Genomic DNA, 15628 nt, shown 5'->3' with positions numbered 1-15628 from the left:
AGCTGGCCATGGTGAAGGTCTCCTAGATGTGTGGGGACGTGCTGACCTGAACTCTAGTCACCCGGTGACGATGACGATGATGCCGGGCGTGGAGGACTCGATGCCCTCGAAACGTGGTTCGACACCGAAGCCCAGTGTGGTCGCGATGCGTTCGGCCTCGGCCTGCTGACCGGACACCGACGGGTCGTAGTAGACCGTGGAGGCCGCGATGGTGCCGCTGCTGTAGTTGCCGGTCTCGCCGACCGTGAAACCGGCCGACTCGAGCGTCTGCGCCACCTCGGCGGCCAGTCCGCTGACATTGCTGTTGTTGAGGACGCGCAACGACTGTGCCGCGGCCGTGGTGGAGGACGGCGCACTGGTCGTCGTCGTGGCGGCCGACCCGGCGCTCGCGTCGGACTGCGGCGCGGCGGGTGCTGCGGCAGCGGCGGTGGTGGTCACGGCCGCTGCGGTGGAGGTGGGCGTGTCCTCGCCCGAGCCCGTGAGGGAGAAGAAGCCGAGACCTGCGAAGACGACGGCCAGCGACAGCAGAACCATGGCCAGCGCTCGCAACGGTGGGCCGGACGAGTCCGGGGTCGGAGTGCTCGCGGGGGTCTGATCAGTCACGCTGCGAGCCTAGCGACTCGGCCGAACCGGGTGACCCGGGGCGGCGCGGGACGACACCCGTCAGATCTCGAAGCCGAGTCGACGCGCAGCGCGTGCCTTCTGCCGGCTCGCGCGCAGACGTCGCAGGCGCTTCACGAGCATCGGGTCCGCGGCCAGCGCCTCCGGCTTGTCCACCAGGGCGTTGAGCACCTGGTAGTAGCGGGTCGCCGACATGTCGAACAGTTCCTTGATCGCTTCTTCCTTCGCGCCGGCGTACTTCCACCATTGGCGCTCGAACGAGAGAATGTCGTGTTCCCGGCGGGAGAGTCCGTCACTCGGCTCGTCGGCCCCGTCGGCTCGCCCGTGACTTCGCGCTGCAGCGCTGTCCATCTCACTCCTGTCGTCTGTGCCGCCCTCGGCATCGCGTCTCGCGAGCTCTGCCGTCGACCTCGGGCTGTGCCGTGTGAACCCGGCCGTGACCGTGTTCTCGCGCGTCCCCCGGACCCGAAGAGGTCCGCGCACGGCGGTGAATCACATCCGTGTCGTTCGCCGCCAATCTAACCACGGACCGGGCTCCGGGATGCGGCGACACCGCGGCGCGTCTCGGCCCGGCCGACCGGACCAGAAATCGTCCACCGGGCGGGCAGTATCCTTCTGGACCATGGCAATTCTCCCCATCCGTATCGTCGGTGACCCGGTGCTGCACACCCCCACCCAGCAGGTCACGGCGTCGCCCGCGGAACTCGAGACGTTGATCGCGGACATGTACGACACGCTCGAGGCCGCCAAGGGTGTCGGACTGGCCGCCAACCAGGTGGGTGAACCGCTCCGACTGTTCATCTACGACTGCCCCGACCACAGCGAGGACGGCACGGTGACGCGCCGCCGCGGCGAGGTGATCAACCCGGTTCTCGAGACGTCGGAGATTCCCGAGACGATGCCCGATCCGGACGACGACGACGAGGGGTGCCTCTCGGTTCCCGGCGAGCAGCACCCGACGGGTCGGGCCGAGTGGGCGCGTGTCACCGGAACCGATGCGAAGGGTGAGCCCGTCGACATCGAGGGGCACGGTTTCTTCGCGCGCATGCTGCAGCACGAGGTGGGCCACCTCGACGGTTTCCTCTACGTCGACGTGCTGGTCGGACGCAACGCGCGGGCGGCGAAGAAGGCCATCAAGAAGAACGGGTGGGGCGTACCCGGGCTGAGCTGGATCCCCGGTACCGTCGCGGATCCGTTCGGCCACGACGACGACGAGTGACTCCGGACGCCCCGGTTCCGGGCTCGCGGGTGGTGCTGCGGTACCGCCTGCCGGACGGGTCGACCCCGCCGTTCACCGACGTGATCGGCGTCCTCGCGGCGTCCGGCACCGCGGTGACCGTGCAGCCGGAGTCCGGTGACCCGGTGACCGTGCCGGCCGAGCGCATCGTCGCGCTCAAGGCGTTGGCACCTCGGCCCGTCCGCAATTCGGAGATCCGCGGTCTCGAGAGTGCGGCGGCCGATGCGTGGCCGGGCCTCGAGCAGGAGTGGATCGGTGGATGGCTGCTCCGCGCCGGCGCCGGCGTGACCCGACGAGGCAATTCGGCGAGCCCCCTGCGTCCCGACGCGTCCGCCGTCGACCTGCCGGCCGTCGCCGCCTGGTACCGCGACCGGGACCTGCAACCCTCGCTGTCGTTGCCGGACCGACTTCTCCGGGCGCCGGCGGGATGGAGCCTGTCGGCCGAGGCACTGGTGCTGACGCTGCCGATCCCGTCGTCGACCGGGCCGTACACGGACACCGAGCGCATCGCCGCGCCCGACGACCGATGGCTGGCGCACCATCCCCGCTACCGGGATCGTCCGGACCTCCTCACCGCGGTCCACGACGGTGTCGTGATCTTTCTCCGACGAGGCGACACGTCGGTCGCCCGCGCTGCCGTCACCGCATCGCCGACCGGACGACGCTGGGTCGGCATCACCTCGGTGGCCACTCGACCCGACGAGCGTCGGCGCGGTCACGGGTCCGCGGTGTGTTCCGAAGCGATGCGGTGGGGAGCCGACCACGGCGCGACGCACGCCTACGTCCAGGTCGAGGTGGACAACGACGAGGCGCGATCGCTGTACGAGCGCCTCGGCTTCACGGAGCATCATCGCTACCGCTACGCGAGCCCGGAGGGTGTCACCGCCCCGGGCTAGGGTCGCTCACCGTGCGCCTGGCTACCTGGAACGTGAATTCCGTCCGCTCGCGAGTCGACCGCATCGTCGACTGGCTCGAGCGCTCCGACATCGACGTTCTCGCGATTCAAGAGACGAAGTGCAAGGACGAGCAGTTCCCGTACCAGCGCTTCACCGACATCGGGTACCAGGTCGCGCACGTGGGCACGAGTCAGTGGAACGGTGTCGCCATCGCGTCACGCGTCGGGCTCGACGACGTGCAGATCGGGTTCGAGAACCAGCCGGGGTTCAGCAAGGACCCGGAGGTCCCGCCCGCCGACGAGGCCCGGGCCATCGGCGCGACCTGCGGGGGCGTGCGCGTCTGGAGCCTGTACGTCCCCAACGGACGGTCCCTCGAGGACCCGCACTACCGCTACAAGCTGGACTGGCTCGCGACCCTGCGCGACGACGCCCGGTCGTGGCTCGCCGCCGATCCGCAGGCACGCATCGCGTTGGTCGGTGACTGGAACGTGGCCCCCACCGACGACGACGTCTGGGACCCGGCGCTGTTCGAGGGCCGCACGCACACCTCGGGACCGGAGCGCGACGCGTTCCGAGCCATCGTCGACGAAGGATTCGCGGACGTGGTGCGACCGTTCACCCCCGGCCCCGGTGTCTACACCTACTGGGACTACACGCAGCTGCGTTTCCCGCGCCGCGAAGGGCTCCGCATCGACTTCGTGCTGGCCTCACCCGCACTCGCGGCGCAGGTCACCGACGCCTCGATCGATCGTCAGGAGCGCAAGGGGAAGGGCGCCAGCGACCACGCGCCGGTCGTCGTCGAGCTGGGTGGGGACGCCGCGGTGACCGAGCCGGCCGGGGCCTGATCGGCCACCATGTCGAGGTACTCGATGTTCGCGCCGATGAATCGCCGCACGTAGGAACACTGGGGCCAGATCGACAGGTCACCGATACGCAGGATGTCGAGGGCGCCGCGCACGAGGACCGCTGCCCACCCGTGGTCGCCGAACTCCTCCTTGACGACGGTGTGCTGGAGCACGACCGTGTCGCTGTCGGGTGCGACCTCGTACGCGAGGATGCCGACGAGCGCATCGCCGACGGTCAGGACGAAGCGCGAGTTGCTCGGATCGTCCGACACGAGACTGGTGTCCATGACAACAGTTCATCACCGATGTTGTGACGGATGGTGTTCCTGTGACTGTTGATGCGCAATCGCGACGAAGTCGTCACGGTGTCGAGATCAGTCGGCGGTCACCATGTCGCGGTACTCGGGGTTCTCGGCGACGAAGCGCTGCACGTAGGTGCAGACCGGCTTCACCTTCCAGCCGTAGCCGCGAGCAGCGTCGAGGGAGTTGCGGACCATGATGGCGGCGAGGCCGCGATGCCCGAAGTCCTCGGTGATGACGGCGTGCATGAAGCTGACGACGGGCTGACGACGCGCACCGCGTCCGACGGAGTCGACGGGGAAGTACCCGACGATCCCGACGAGGTCACCGTTGAGCCGGAGCTCGAACCGGTTCTGGTGCGGGTTGTCTGTCACATCGGTGACGGGCGCATCCGACAGCATCATTCTTCTCCTGGCGGCCGTGGGGCTCACCCGGTTCCTGTGCGAACCCGGGCGCGGGGCGGGACACGAGCAGCCTCGTCGCCGCGGTCGTGTGCATCACATGGGTGCATGTGACGTAGACCACTATTGCACAGGATTCGCGTCTTCGCCGGGGAGCGGGTGAATATGTGGCGAACTCACGGGAAAAAGCGCTCGAGTACAGTTCGGCGTGTGACAACGCTGCCTCTGGCACCTTCCGGGACGACGCCACTGCGCGTCCTCACCATCGCCGGCACCGACTCCGGCGGCGGCGCCGGAATCCAGGCCGACTCGCGCACCATCGCTCTGTGCGGACTGCATGCCTGCGTCGCGGTCGCCGCCGTGACGGTGCAGAACACGGTGGGAGTCAGCGGTTTTCACGAGATCCCACCCGCCGTGGTGGCCGACCAGGTGCGAACGGTGGTGTCGGACATCGGCATCGGCGCGGCCAAGACCGGCATGCTGGCGTCCACCGCCATCATCGAGGCCGTCACCGACGTGTGCACCGAGGTCGGGATCGGCCGCGGTGGCTCGGTACCGCTCGTCGTGGACCCGGTCTCGGCGTCGATGCACGGCGATTCCCTCCTGCACGCCGATGCTCTGGATGCGCTGCGCACCAGACTCATTCCCCTCGCCACGATCATCACGCCCAACCTCGACGAGGTCCGACTGCTCACCGGCATCGACGTCGAGGACGAGGTGACGGCGCGACGGGCCGCCGAGGCACTGCACGCTCTCGGCGCCCAGTGGGCCGTCGTCAAGGGTGGGCACCTGCGGACCTCGTCGTCGAGCACCGATCTGCTCTTCGACGGTGAGCGGATGCTCGAGTTCACGAACCCTCGTATCGACACGGGCAACGATCACGGCGGCGGCGACACCCTCGCCGCAGCGCTGGCGTGCGCCCTCGCCCACGGTTACGCGGTGCCGGACGCGTTCGAGTTCGCGAAGGAGTGGGTCACGAAGTCGCTCGAGGCCGCGTACGACCTCGGCCACGGGCACGGCCCGGTCTCACCGCTCTGGCGACTGCATCAGTCGGCTGATGCGTAGATCCTCCGGAACACCGGTCAGCTTCGGCGAGAACAACCCGCGCCGGTAGGGCTTGGTGGCCAGCCCGACGGTGTCCAGTACCTCGGGTGACACCAGATCCAGCGCGGCGTTCGAGATCATGACGTTGCCGTCGGCACCGGTCTGCATGACGCGCGCGGCCACGGTGACGTCGACGCCGAGCCAGTCCGACCCGACGGCGCGCGGGCAGCCGGTGTGGATGCCGACGCGCATCCGCGGGGTGTAGCCGTTCACATCGACACGGGCCAGAGCGGCCTGTGCCTCGAAGACGGCCCGCACCGCGTTGTCTGCGCTGGGGAAGACGGCCATCAGCCCGTCTCCCAGGCGTTTGACGATGTGACCGCCGCGATCGAGCATGGGCCGCTCGACCGCACGGGCCACCTGCTTGAGCAGCACCAGCGTGGTGGCGTCACCGGCGGACAGCGACCACGTGGAGAAGCCGACGAGATCGGTGAAGACGATGGTGACCTCGCGTTCGCCCCGCCCGCGGCCCGCGCGTTCGAGCACCGCCTGCCACACCTGCAGCGCACCCAGCGAGAGTTCCTTCGAGGCGCCGGGAGCGTCGCCCTGCAGCCGGTCGGTGACCCGCGCGACCATGCGCGCGGCTCCGGGTCCGGCCGTCGAGAGCGGATCGCCGAACGACGGATCACCGGGCAGCACTCCGCGTACGCGGCGGACCAGTTCGACCACCCGCGGCGTCCGGTTGACGGTGCGGGCAGCGTCGGCGGCCCGACGGGCGGCGTCACCTGCGCTGATCTTCACCGCTCGACCTTATCTTGTCGTTACTCCGAGTGACAGTAAACGTCACTCGGCCTGACGGGCAGCGTCTCGATCGGCACCTACGGGGACGCCGTTCGGGCCCGTCACCGACTCGGCGTACGTGCCGATGCCGTAGGCGACGGCCTTCGAGTTGATGCCGAGAGCCTCCCGGTCGACGTTCTCGAGCGTGTCCTCGGCGGTGTGGTAATTCGGGTCGAAGGGCTCGTTCGCCGTCCCGCCCCAGCGCGCGGCCTGCTCCTCGGTCTTCACGTCGTCGGCGCCGCTGAAGACACCGCCCGAGGGGATGCCGACCTCGATGAAGGGGCCGTAGTCCGAGCGCCCGTCGAAGTCGGTGCCGTCGGCGTCCTGCGTCGTGAGCTGCTCCTCGAAGACTCGCTCGATCGCGTCCGAGCCGGTGGGGCCGGCGGGCTCGCCGACCTGATCCGAGTCGTCTCCGTCGTAGACGAGGTAGCCGGCGTTGTTCGACCCGACCATGTCGAAGTTCAGGTAGAGCGCGATCGCGGCCTTGTCCTCGTCGGACAGTCCCTCGACGTACTTCGTGGATCCGACCAGACCGAGTTCTTCCGCGCCCCAGAACCCGAACCGCACGGCGTTGGTCACGTCCGGCGAGCCACCCATCTGCAGAGCAGACTCGAGCACGGCGGCGGTACCGGTGCCGTTGTCGTTGATGCCCGGGCCCTCGGGGACCGAGTCGAGATGCGCTCCCGCCATGACGACGTTCTCGGTGGATCCCGTCGTGGTCTGCGCGAGAATGTTGCGGCTGGTCGTGGTCTCGGTCTCCGCGGCGAGCGTGATCTGCGCGGTGGTCGGGGCCGCGGCCAGAGCGGCACCGTCCTCACGGCTGACACCCACCGACGGGATGCGGGCATCCTCCTTCGCGCCGAGCGTGCCGGCGTCGAGCGGACCGTCCTCGTTGTTGGACACGATGATCGCGGCGGCGCCGCGCTCTGCGGCGATCTGCCCCTTCTGCGCGAAAGAGCACACCCCGCGCGGGACCAGGGCGACCGCGCCGGTCAGCGTGAGGCCGTCGTAGTCGGTGGACTCGCAGCCGGGTGAGTCGTCGGCAGGTGCTGCCACGATCGGACCGGAGACCCCACCGGCGGGCGTGGCCGGTGAGTACGTGAACGCGCTCACCGGCACGTCGCGGTCGGCAGCGCGCAGCGCCACCGAGTCGAGGGTGTAGCTGTCGAACGAGAACTCGGGCGTCTCGACGTCGAAGCCCGCGTCCCGCAGTGTGCCGGCCACGTAGTCGACGCTGGCGTCGTATCCGGCGGTGCCGGCGGCGCGATTCCCGTCGTGCGCGTCGGCGATGTCGGAGAGCTCCTGCAGGTGGCTCACCACCGCGTCGAGGGTGACGGCCTCGGACAGCGAGGAACCCGTGACCGGTGCGGCCACGGGTTCCTCGGATGGGGTGGCTTCCTCACCGGACGAGCCGGAGGAGCAGGACGACAGCGCGAGCACTCCCGCCGCACAGATCGCGATGGACAGGGTCGATCGTGTCGTCCGCATGAACGTCACCCTAACGAAAGAGCGGTCACGCGTCTCGCTTGTTCACCACCACCACTGCGGCGCCGAAGACGACGGCGACGAAGGCCGCGAAGTAGGCCAGGCTGCCCCACGGTCCCCAGTGGTACTCCACTCCGCCGGGCGAGCCGAGGAAGTTGTTCGCGTTCATGAACGGGAGGAAGGGCATGATGTCGCGCCCGATGCTGCCGAACAGGTTGAACAGCGACTCGATCAACAGCGGCCACAGGAGCAGCAGTGCGATCGCGGCGGCCGACTGTCGCAGCAGCGCACCGACTCCCACGGCGAGGACGACGCACAGGAAGGCGTAGATCGGGACACCGTAGATGGCACGCCACGCGTCCGAACCCTCGAGCACGAGTGCGGCGCCCGCATCGGGACCGGCCGCGGCCTTCGCGATGTAGAACGCGCCCAGCGTGAGCACCAGGGACAACACCGCACCGAAGACGCCGATGAGCAGTGCCTTCACGCCGAGTACCGAGGCGCGGCTGGGGATGGCCTGGAACGTGGTCCGGATGATGCCGAAGCGATACTCGCTGGTGATCGACAGCGCCGCGAGAATCATGAGCACGAGAACGCCGAACCCGCTGACGCCGGCGACGGCGTCCGCGAGGGTCGGCAGGTACGGCTCGAAGCCGGGGTCGTTTCCGGCGGCGATGTCGTTCTGCACGGTGGTGACCGTCGACTTGGCCGTGATGCCGATGACGGCACCGATGCCCAGCCCGAGCGCCACGATGATGACGGTGCACCACCACGGCGACTTCGTCGAGGTGAGTTTGATTCGTTCCGCTGCAAGCACACTCATCGCAGTGCCCCTCCCATTGAATCCGACCGGCCTCCGGCCTGCCCGCTCACGTCATTGTCGGTACCGGTACCGGCGCCGTGGTACTGCACGTCGTCACCGGTGAGTTTCATGAACGCGTCCTCGAGCGAACCGTGCTGGGACGCCAGCTCGTGCAGAACGATGTTGTGGCGCGCGGCGATCTCGCCGATCGCCTCCGTGGTGGACTCGGCCACCACGAGGGTCGGATGCACCTGATCGAGGCTGCTGGGCTCCTTGACCGTCAGACCTGCCGACGTGAGCGCGCTGCGCAGGGCGTCGAGCTGGGGGCTGCGGACGCGGACCGACGCCTCCGAGGCGCGGTCGACGAACTCCTGCACGGACGAGTCCGAGATGAGCCGACCGCGGCCGATGACGATCAGTTGTTCTGCGGTGAGCGCCATCTCGGAGAGCAGGTGCGAGGACACCAGCACGGTCCGCCCCTCGGCGGCGAGTCGCTGCATGAACTTGCGGATCCAGACGATGCCCTCGGGATCGAGTCCGTTGACCGGCTCGTCGAACATCAGGACCTTCGGGTCACCGAGCAACGCACCGGCCAGACCGAGTCGCTGCGACATGCCGAGGGAGAATCCGCCGGCCTTCTGCTTGGCCACCTCGGACAGACCGACGAGGCGGAGCACTTCGTCGACGCGGGACGAGGCGATGCCGTTGGAGGCCGCCATCCACTGCAGGTGAGCACGCGCGGATCTGTTGGGATGCACCCACTTCGCGTCGAGCAGAGCGCCGACGGTACGAATGGGATTCTTCAGCTCACGGTAGGGCCGACCCTCGATGAGTGCCGTGCCGGACGTGGGCTGATCGAGCCCGAGGATCATCCGCATCGTGGTGGACTTGCCGGCACCGTTGGGGCCGAGGAAGCCCGTCACGATACCCGGGCGCACCGTGAAGGAGAGATCGTCCACGGCTTTCTTCGCGCCGAACTGTTTGGTCAAACCTGTCACTTCGATCATGTGCATCAGGATGCCCGAGCTGGACCACCGACCACATCGCTCCCGGGTCTCGACCCGGGTCATCCGAAGGGATGACGCGACCCTGAGCCGCCCCCGGGGTGGTCAGTCGACGTCGGGCGAGGACGCCTGCGCCCAGAACCGTTTCGGGATCCGGCCCGCCAGCGCCGCCGATCGTCCGCCGCGCACCGCATCGGCCATGGCGGAGGCCATCATTCGCGGATCACGAGCGCGTGTCACCGCGGTGGCGAGCAGCACCGCCGAGCACCCCAGCTCCATGGCGAGTGCCGCGTCGCTCGCCGTACCGATGCCGGCGTCGAGCACCACGGGAACCCCTGCGGCCGAGGTGATCATCTCGATGTTGTGCGGATTCGCGATGCCCAGCCCCGTCCCGATGGGCGATCCGAGCGGCATGACCGCGGCGCACCCCACGTCCTCGAGGCGACGCGCGAGCACCGGATCGTCGGTGGTGTAGGGCAACACGACGAAATCGTCGTCGACGAGTTGCTCCGCGGCGCGCACCAGCTCGATGGCGTCGGGCAGGAGGGTCCGCTCGTCCGCGATCACCTCGAGCTTGATCCAGTCGGTCTCCAGCGCCTCTCGTGCCAACTGCGCGGTGAGCACGGCCTCGGCGGCGCCGCGACATCCCGCAGTGTTGGGCAGCAGGGCGATGCCGAGGCGCGTGAGGAGATCGAGCACCCCGGTGCCGCCCGAGGCGTCGACGCGGCGCAGAGCGACGGTGGTGAGTTCCGTCCCCGATGCGACGAGGGCCTCCTCCAGCACCGCGAGGTTGGCCGCGCCCCCGGTCCCCATGATCAGGCGAGAGGTGAAGGTACGGTCGGCGATGGTCAGCTGATCAGCCACCCTGCACCGCCGTCAGCACCTCGATGGTCCAGCCGCGGCCCACGTCCTCGCCCCACCGCGAGCGCGGCAGCACGATTCCGTCCACCGCCACGGCGATGCCCTTCTCGGGAAGACCCAGCTGGGTCAGCATGTCCTGCACCGTCGTGCCGGGCTCGAAGTCGTGATCCGCACCGTTGACGGTGACACCCACTGCGGTCATGTTCGTCTCCTACCGTGCCCGAGTCCGCGTGAGACTCGAAAACCGTTCGGGGAGAGCGCATGCCGCTTCCGTCAACGGCTCGCCCTCCAGTTCTGCCACCACGGCGTCCGCCGTGACGGGCGCGAGCAGCACCCCGTTGCGACCGTGGCCGGCGGCGACGATCACGCGGTCGTCCCACCGCCCGACCACGGGGATGTTGTCGGGGCTCCCCGGCCGCAGGCCCGCCGCCGTCTCCGCCAACTCGTAGTCACCGACGGCCGGGAACACGGCCTCGGCGTCCGCCAGGAGGTCGCGGACGCCGGCGACGGTCACGGCGGTGTCGTCACCGTGCTCGTACTGCGTCGCACCGACCACCAGACCGTCGCCACGGGGGACCAGGTACACCGCGCGACCGTTGACGCTCGCGCGGACGGTACGCGTCGGCGCACTCGCCGAGCCGGGGCGCGCACGCAGGCGCAGGATCTCGCCCTTCACCGGCCGCACCGGGACGTCCGGCAGCAGACGGGACGTCGACCACCCCGCAGCGACCACCACACGATCGGTGGTGAGCGCGTCGAGGTCGGTGACGGGAGCACGCTCGATCCGCACTCCCCGGTCGCGGACCGCGGACTCCAACGCGAGGACCAACGCCCGGTTGTCCACTGACAACTCCCCCGGCGCCGACAGGCCCAGACGAACGCGCGGCGAGAGTGACGGCTCCAGAGTGCGCACCTCGCTGCGCGAGAGGATCTCGAGATCGTGGCCCTGCGCACCCACCCAGTCGGCGACAGTGCGCAGGTCCGCAGCGTCGGCCGAGTCGAACGCGACGGTCAACGATCCACTCGACACGACGACGCCCCGACCCTCCAGGTCCGCGCGCAGCACCGGATCGTGCCACCGCCGCAGCGACGCGGAACCGAGTGCCAGGAGTGCGTGTTCGCCGGGCCAGCCCTCGGACAGCGGCGCGAGCATGCCGCCCGCCACCCAGCTGGCGGCGCCGTCGCCGACAGCGCGTGCACCGAACGTCGGGTCGTGCAGGGAGACGGACCATCCCGCCGCCGCGGCGGCGCGGGCGCAGAAGAGGCCGATCACCCCGCCGCCCACGACGGAGACGGATCGCTGCATGAAACTCACTTCCTCCGCCGGCATGACCCGGGTCAGGTGGTTACGGTCTGGGCGGCCTCGCCCACTCTCAGCCCCGTCCGGGACTCCCGTGTTCGTTCCCCTTCACCCTAACCGGCTGATGACCCGACCGGCCTCCGGCCTTCCCGCCATCACCCGACCGGCCTCCGGCCTTCCCGCAGTACTGGGTGGTACTACATTCACACTCGTGACGACTTCGAGGACCACCGCCCGCGAGCGGCTCGCCACCGCCCGTCTGTACCTCTGCACCGACGCCCGCCGAGACACCGGCGACCTGGCCAAGTTCGTGGACGCGGCGCTGTCCGGGGGCGTCGACATCGTGCAGCTCCGCGACAAGGGGTCGGCGGGCGAGAAGAAGTACGGCGCCATCGAGGCGAAGGACGAGCTCGCCGCTCTCGCGGTCATCTCCGCCGCGTGCCGCCGTCACGGCGCGCTGATGGCCGTCAACGATCGTGCCGATCTGGCGCTCGCCTCGGGCGCCGACGTGCTGCACCTCGGCCAGAACGATCTGCCGGTTCACTACGCGCGCCGCATCGTGGGCCCGGACGTCGTCATCGGGCGCTCCACGCAGAACCGGGCACAGGCCACGCTCGCCGACATCGAGGACGGCGTCGACTACTTCGCCACGGGACCGGTGTGGGCGACTCCCACCAAGCCGAACCGTTCGGCCGCGGGCCTGGACGTCGTGCGTGAGGTCGCCGAATCGCATCCCACCCGGCCGTGGTTCGTCATCGGCGGGGTCGAGGAGAACAACGTCGCGCAGGCGCTCGAGGCGGGCGCGTCCCGCATCGCGGTGGTGCGGGCGATCACGCAGGCTCGCGACCCCGAGGCGGCGGCCCGTCGACTGCTCGATCTGCTGCCGTCGGTCTGACCGTCAGAGTCCGTCCGGCGACAGGACGGTGACGTCGGCGGGAACCGCCGAGCGCACTGCGTCGTCGGCCGTCACGACGACGACGCGCAGGTCGGTGTCGTTCCGGACGGCGGCGAGCGCCGCGTCCACGTTCTCGGCCCGCACGGTGTCGACGATCCACCCGAAGCTGCCGACGGCGAGTCGTACGGTGCGCGCCGGGAGGTCGTCGGGGGCGTCGGCGGCCAGGACGGCGCGGACGGGCACGGTGCGCAGCGACGGCCAACTCTCGGCGAAGGCGGGGTGCAGCGGCAGCGAGTCCACCTCGTGCTCGGCGACCCAGCGCAGTTCGGTGCTCTCACCGTTGGGAACCGTGTCGAGTTCGCGCTCCGCGTCGGCGATCACAGTGGTGTAGGACCACCCCGAGTCCTCGACCTTCGTGACGTGCTCGTCCCGCACGGTCAGCAGGTCGTCGGTGATGCCCGCCTCCTCGCCGGCCTCGCGTACGGCCGCGTGGACGGCGCTCTCGTGACTGTCCCTGGCACCACCGGGCAGCGCCCACGTCCCGCCCTGATGACTCCAGGCCGCACGGTGCTGCAGCAACACCACGGAGCCCGCCGACCCGGTCGGAGCCCGCAACAGCAGACCGGCCGCGCCGTGTCGTCCCCAGTGCCGGCTCCCGTCGCTGCTGAAGACCCAGCCGTCCCCGTCACCGCGCATGGTTCACCGTCCGCATTCCCCCACCTTATTGCTCCTCGCGTTGCCTGTGCTCGGACCACGGTGGGCCTATGCTCGAATCCGGACATGAGGGCGACCGATCGCGCAGGAAGGGGTCGAGGTGTCACAGCAGACGAGTGCGCTGACTCTGCGCGCGCCCGTCGACACCCGCTCCGAACGGTCGGAGTTCCTCCGTTCCACTCCCGTCCGGCTGTTGGCGGTGGGTCTACTGGTGGTCGCGACGCTCGTGACCACCGCTCTCGTGACGACGCTGTCGGTGTCGGACCGCCAGCGCACCCTCGAACTTCTGCTCGCGCGCACCGAGCCGCTGTCCGATGCGGCGCAGAACCTGTACGTGCAGCTGTCGGTCGCGGACGCGACGGCGGCGACGGCCTTCCTCTCGGGCGGTCTGGAACCCGGTGACGTCCGTGGTCGGTACACGGACTCGCTCGGAGCGGCGGCGGGCGAGGTGGTCCGCGCGTCCACCGGACTCGCGAGCGACGACGCGACGTCGCGGCAACTGCTGGCGACGATCTCCACGAACCTGCCGCTGTACGCCGGCATCATCGAGACCGCGCGGACGAACAACCGCGTCGGCAATCCGGTGGGTTCCGCGTATCTGGCCGAGGCGTCGACCCTCATGCAGAACACGATCCTGCCGTGGGCCGAGGAACTGCACGCGGAGAAGTCCGGTGACGTGTCGGATGCGCAGCGCCAGTTCGCGACACCACCCTGGTCGGCGTTCGTCGTGCTGGGCATCACCGTGCTCGTGCTCGTCGGCGCGCAGATGTTCCTGAGCCGGAAGACCAAGCGCACCGTCAACGTCGGTTTCGCGGGTGCCACGGTGGGCGTCGTACTGCTGCTCGGCTGGATGCTCGTCGCCGGGCTCATCTCCTCGACCGCCACCGACCGCGCTCTGGTGCGCGGCGCGGAGCCCCTGGACCTGCTCACCACCAGCCGGATCCTCGCCCAGCAGGCACGCGCCGACGAGACCATCGGCATGACGCGGCGCGGCGGCTTCGCGGACTACGAGAAGTCGTACTCCGACGCGGTGTCCGGCCTCGCCGACACCCTCGGCACACTCGCGCACGACGACGACACGCACAGTCCCCGGATGGACGACGCCCGTGCGCTGGTGTCGCTCTGGACCAGCTCGCACGACCGGATGAACGCGTCGCTGGACGTCGGCGACTTCGACACGGCGGTCACCATCGCCACCGGAACGGCTGCCGGCGACTCCAGCGACGTGTTCGGTCGGCTCGACTCGGCTCTCGTCGAGGAGATCGAGGCGTCCCGCGCGTCCCTGCGAGACGACGTCCAGCGTGCGTCGGGCGTGCTGGCCGGCCTCACCGTGGGCACCGGCATCGTGTGCGGCCTGGCCGTGCTCGCCGTCGTGGGCGGTATGTGGTCGCGTATCCGGGAGTACCTGTGATGCGCCGCGCGGCCGTGATCGCCGCCGCGCTCCTCCTCGTCCTGACCGGCTGCGCGGACACCACGCCGGTGCCGGAGGCGCCGGACCGCGCCACCGTCGCCGAACCTCTGCCCGACGGGGCCACCGGCGTCACCCCGGGCGCACCGATGCCAGCGGCAGAGGACTGCGGCGACCCCCGTGCGAGCCTGCGGCCCAACTATGCGGCACCCGACGGCGCACCCGTGCCCGCTCCGAACGTCGACGCGATCCGCGCCCGCGGGCGCCTCGTCGTCGGGCTGGACACCGGCAGCAACCTGTTCAGCTTCCGCGATCCCGTGAGCGGTGAGATCGTCGGCTTCGACGTCGACATCGCCCGCGAGGTCGCCCGCGATCTGTTCGGGGACCCGGACCGGCTGGAGTACCGCATTCTCGCGTCCGCCGAGCGGATCGACGCCCTGGCCGAGGGCGAGGTCGACATCGTCGTCAAGACCATGACCATCACGTGTGCCCGGCGCGAACGGGTGACCTTCTCCACCGTGTACTACCAGGCGGATCAACGGGTCCTGGCCGTCAAGGGCTCGGGCATCACGGGTGTCGGTGACCTCGGCGGTCGGCGCGTGTGCGCCGCGGCGGGCACCACGTCGTTGCTGCGCATCCAGCGTCTGCAGCCCAGTGCCCAGATCGTCAGCGTGCCCAGCTGGGCGGACTGTCTCGTGGTGCTGCAGCAGGGCGGTGTCGACGCCGTCAGCACCGACGACGCGATCCTCGCCGGACTCGCCGCCCAGGATCCGTACCTGGAGATCGTCGGGTTCTCCATCGCCGCGGAGCCGTACGGGATCGGCGTGACGCTGGGTCACGACGACCTCGTGCGCGTCGTCAACAGGACGCTCGAACGCATTCGCGGCGACGGCACCTGGAACCGCATCTACACCCAGTGGTTGTCCGTCCTCGGCCCGTCTCCCGGCGCGCCCTTTCCCGTCTACAACGGCTGAT

At 69.7% G+C, this 15628-nt stretch carries 19 protein-coding genes and 1 riboswitch; of the genes, 7 read left to right on the top strand and 12 right to left on the bottom strand.

All coding sequences use genetic code 11. The features are described from left to right. Window positions 1-57: 57 nt before the first annotated feature. Both QE397_RS21725 and QE397_RS21720 read right to left on the bottom strand, forming a co-directional pair. On the bottom strand, window positions 58-534 hold the full coding sequence (locus QE397_RS21725) for a LytR C-terminal domain-containing protein (RefSeq protein ID WP_222646472.1): 477 nt from the start codon (window positions 532-534) through the stop codon (window positions 58-60). 129 nt (window positions 535-663) lie between these two features. Next, window positions 664-972 carry a DUF3263 domain-containing protein gene (locus QE397_RS21720; protein ID WP_027506241.1) on the bottom strand — a complete coding sequence of 103 codons (309 nt, stop codon included), beginning with the start codon at window positions 970-972 and terminating at the stop codon, window positions 664-666. Between the two features lie 271 nt (window positions 973-1243). Between QE397_RS21720 and QE397_RS21715 the strand changes: the two genes are divergently transcribed. From QE397_RS21715 to QE397_RS21705, 3 genes are read left to right on the top strand one after another with little or no spacing between them, the layout of a single operon-like run. Next, entirely contained in the window at window positions 1244-1840 is a 597-nt protein-coding gene (locus QE397_RS21715; RefSeq protein ID WP_027506240.1) for a peptide deformylase, read from the top strand. Beyond that, window positions 1837-2754: a GNAT family N-acetyltransferase gene (locus QE397_RS21710; RefSeq protein ID WP_307097291.1), complete on the top strand. Its 918-nt coding sequence runs from the start codon at window positions 1837-1839 to the stop codon at window positions 2752-2754. Before QE397_RS21715 ends, QE397_RS21710 begins: the two co-directional genes overlap by 4 nt. A gap of 11 nt (window positions 2755-2765) precedes the next feature. After that, on the top strand, window positions 2766-3599 hold the full coding sequence (locus tag QE397_RS21705; RefSeq protein ID WP_307097289.1) for an exodeoxyribonuclease III: 834 nt from the start codon (window positions 2766-2768) through the stop codon (window positions 3597-3599). On the opposite strand, the gene QE397_RS21700 is transcribed toward QE397_RS21705, so the two are convergent. Continuing rightward, window positions 3506-3886, bottom strand: coding sequence for a GNAT family N-acetyltransferase (locus QE397_RS21700; RefSeq protein ID WP_051613451.1), 381 nt, complete (start codon window positions 3884-3886; stop codon window positions 3506-3508). The genes QE397_RS21705 and QE397_RS21700 overlap by 94 nt on opposite strands. A gap of 87 nt (window positions 3887-3973) precedes the next feature. After that, a complete protein-coding gene (locus QE397_RS21695; protein WP_056442260.1) occupies window positions 3974-4300 on the bottom strand; it encodes a GNAT family N-acetyltransferase in 327 nt (108 codons plus the stop codon). 210 nt (window positions 4301-4510) lie between these two features. On the opposite strand from QE397_RS21695, the gene thiD reads away from it, so the two are divergent. Beyond that, window positions 4511-5365 (top strand): bifunctional hydroxymethylpyrimidine kinase/phosphomethylpyrimidine kinase, encoded by an 855-nt coding sequence (gene thiD, locus QE397_RS21690; protein WP_307097287.1) that lies wholly within the window; start codon window positions 4511-4513, stop codon window positions 5363-5365. Here thiD and QE397_RS21685 read toward each other — a convergent pair. The 7 genes from QE397_RS21685 to thiO form a co-directional block, all read right to left on the bottom strand. After that, a complete protein-coding gene (locus QE397_RS21685) occupies window positions 5327-6145 on the bottom strand; it encodes an adenylate/guanylate cyclase domain-containing protein (protein ID WP_307097284.1) in 819 nt (272 codons plus the stop codon). The genes thiD and QE397_RS21685 overlap by 39 nt on opposite strands. A 42-nt stretch (window positions 6146-6187) precedes the next feature. Beyond that, complete coding sequence (locus tag QE397_RS21680) at window positions 6188-7672, bottom strand: M28 family peptidase (RefSeq protein WP_307097282.1); 1485 nt, start codon at window positions 7670-7672, stop codon at window positions 6188-6190. A gap of 25 nt (window positions 7673-7697) precedes the next feature. Further along, window positions 7698-8492: an ABC transporter permease gene (locus QE397_RS21675; RefSeq protein ID WP_307097280.1), complete on the bottom strand. Its 795-nt coding sequence runs from the start codon at window positions 8490-8492 to the stop codon at window positions 7698-7700. Further along, window positions 8489-9478, bottom strand: a complete 990-nt coding sequence (locus QE397_RS21670) for an ABC transporter ATP-binding protein (RefSeq protein ID WP_037186208.1) — start codon at window positions 9476-9478, stop codon at window positions 8489-8491. Before QE397_RS21670 ends, QE397_RS21675 begins: the two co-directional genes overlap by 4 nt. Before the next feature lie 102 nt (window positions 9479-9580). Further along, entirely contained in the window at window positions 9581-10339 is a 759-nt protein-coding gene (locus QE397_RS21665) for a thiazole synthase (RefSeq protein WP_027506233.1), read from the bottom strand. Continuing rightward, a complete protein-coding gene (thiS, locus tag QE397_RS21660) occupies window positions 10332-10538 on the bottom strand; it encodes a sulfur carrier protein ThiS (RefSeq protein WP_307097276.1) in 207 nt (68 codons plus the stop codon). Before thiS ends, QE397_RS21665 begins: the two co-directional genes overlap by 8 nt. A gap of 9 nt (window positions 10539-10547) precedes the next feature. After that, window positions 10548-11642: a glycine oxidase ThiO gene (gene thiO / locus QE397_RS21655; protein ID WP_307097274.1), complete on the bottom strand. Its 1095-nt coding sequence runs from the start codon at window positions 11640-11642 to the stop codon at window positions 10548-10550. Further along, window positions 11635-11742: riboswitch (TPP riboswitch) on the bottom strand. Its footprint overlaps the gene before it by 8 nt. A 105-nt stretch (window positions 11743-11847) precedes the next feature. Between thiO and thiE the strand changes: the two genes are divergently transcribed. Next, the gene (gene thiE, locus QE397_RS21650; protein WP_056442251.1) at window positions 11848-12531 is read left to right on the top strand and encodes a thiamine phosphate synthase; all 684 of its coding nucleotides are present in this window, start codon (window positions 11848-11850) and stop codon (window positions 12529-12531) included. Window positions 12532-12534: 3 nt separating this feature from the next. On the opposite strand, the gene QE397_RS21645 is transcribed toward thiE, so the two are convergent. After that, a complete protein-coding gene (locus QE397_RS21645) occupies window positions 12535-13227 on the bottom strand; it encodes an NUDIX hydrolase (protein WP_056441389.1) in 693 nt (230 codons plus the stop codon). A 118-nt stretch (window positions 13228-13345) separates the two neighbouring features. Between QE397_RS21645 and QE397_RS21640 the strand changes: the two genes are divergently transcribed. Next, window positions 13346-14656, top strand: coding sequence for a hypothetical protein (locus QE397_RS21640; protein WP_051613449.1), 1311 nt, complete (start codon window positions 13346-13348; stop codon window positions 14654-14656). Continuing rightward, a complete protein-coding gene (locus QE397_RS21635) occupies window positions 14656-15627 on the top strand; it encodes a glutamate ABC transporter substrate-binding protein (protein WP_307097272.1) in 972 nt (323 codons plus the stop codon). The genes QE397_RS21640 and QE397_RS21635 overlap by 1 nt, the downstream gene beginning before the upstream one ends. The last annotated feature ends 1 nt before the right edge of the window (window position 15628 follow it).

The sequence above is a fragment of the Rhodococcus sp. SORGH_AS_0301 genome, from assembly GCF_030818285.1.
GTDB lineage: Bacteria > Actinomycetota > Actinomycetes > Mycobacteriales > Mycobacteriaceae > Rhodococcoides.
Note: the sequence above shows the minus strand (reverse complement) of the source record. Positions and strands in the feature narration are given on the sequence as shown.

What these genes read in the sequence shown, in the direction of transcription:
- QE397_RS21645 (WP_056441389.1), bottom strand. Translation starts at nt 13,227, where the DNA reads ATGCGCGGTGACGGGGACGGCTGGGTCTTCAGCAGCGACGGGAGCCGG.
- QE397_RS21700 (WP_051613451.1), bottom strand. Translation starts at nt 3,886, where the DNA reads ATGGACACCAGTCTCGTGTCGGACGATCCGAGCAACTCGCGCTTCGTC.
- QE397_RS21635 (WP_307097272.1), top strand. Translation starts at nt 14,656, where the DNA reads ATGCGCCGCGCGGCCGTGATCGCCGCCGCGCTCCTCCTCGTCCTGACC.
- QE397_RS21680 (WP_307097282.1), bottom strand. Translation starts at nt 7,672, where the DNA reads ATGCGGACGACACGATCGACCCTGTCCATCGCGATCTGTGCGGCGGGA.
- thiO (WP_307097274.1), bottom strand. Translation starts at nt 11,642, where the DNA reads ATGCAGCGATCCGTCTCCGTCGTGGGCGGCGGGGTGATCGGCCTCTTC.
- thiS (WP_307097276.1), bottom strand. Translation starts at nt 10,538, where the DNA reads ATGACCGCAGTGGGTGTCACCGTCAACGGTGCGGATCACGACTTCGAG.
- QE397_RS21670 (WP_037186208.1), bottom strand. Translation starts at nt 9,478, where the DNA reads ATGATCGAAGTGACAGGTTTGACCAAACAGTTCGGCGCGAAGAAAGCC.
- QE397_RS21715 (WP_027506240.1), top strand. Translation starts at nt 1,244, where the DNA reads ATGGCAATTCTCCCCATCCGTATCGTCGGTGACCCGGTGCTGCACACC.
- QE397_RS21695 (WP_056442260.1), bottom strand. Translation starts at nt 4,300, where the DNA reads ATGCTGTCGGATGCGCCCGTCACCGATGTGACAGACAACCCGCACCAG.
- QE397_RS21725 (WP_222646472.1), bottom strand. Translation starts at nt 534, where the DNA reads ATGGTTCTGCTGTCGCTGGCCGTCGTCTTCGCAGGTCTCGGCTTCTTC.
- QE397_RS21720 (WP_027506241.1), bottom strand. Translation starts at nt 972, where the DNA reads ATGGACAGCGCTGCAGCGCGAAGTCACGGGCGAGCCGACGGGGCCGAC.
- QE397_RS21675 (WP_307097280.1), bottom strand. Translation starts at nt 8,492, where the DNA reads ATGAGTGTGCTTGCAGCGGAACGAATCAAACTCACCTCGACGAAGTCG.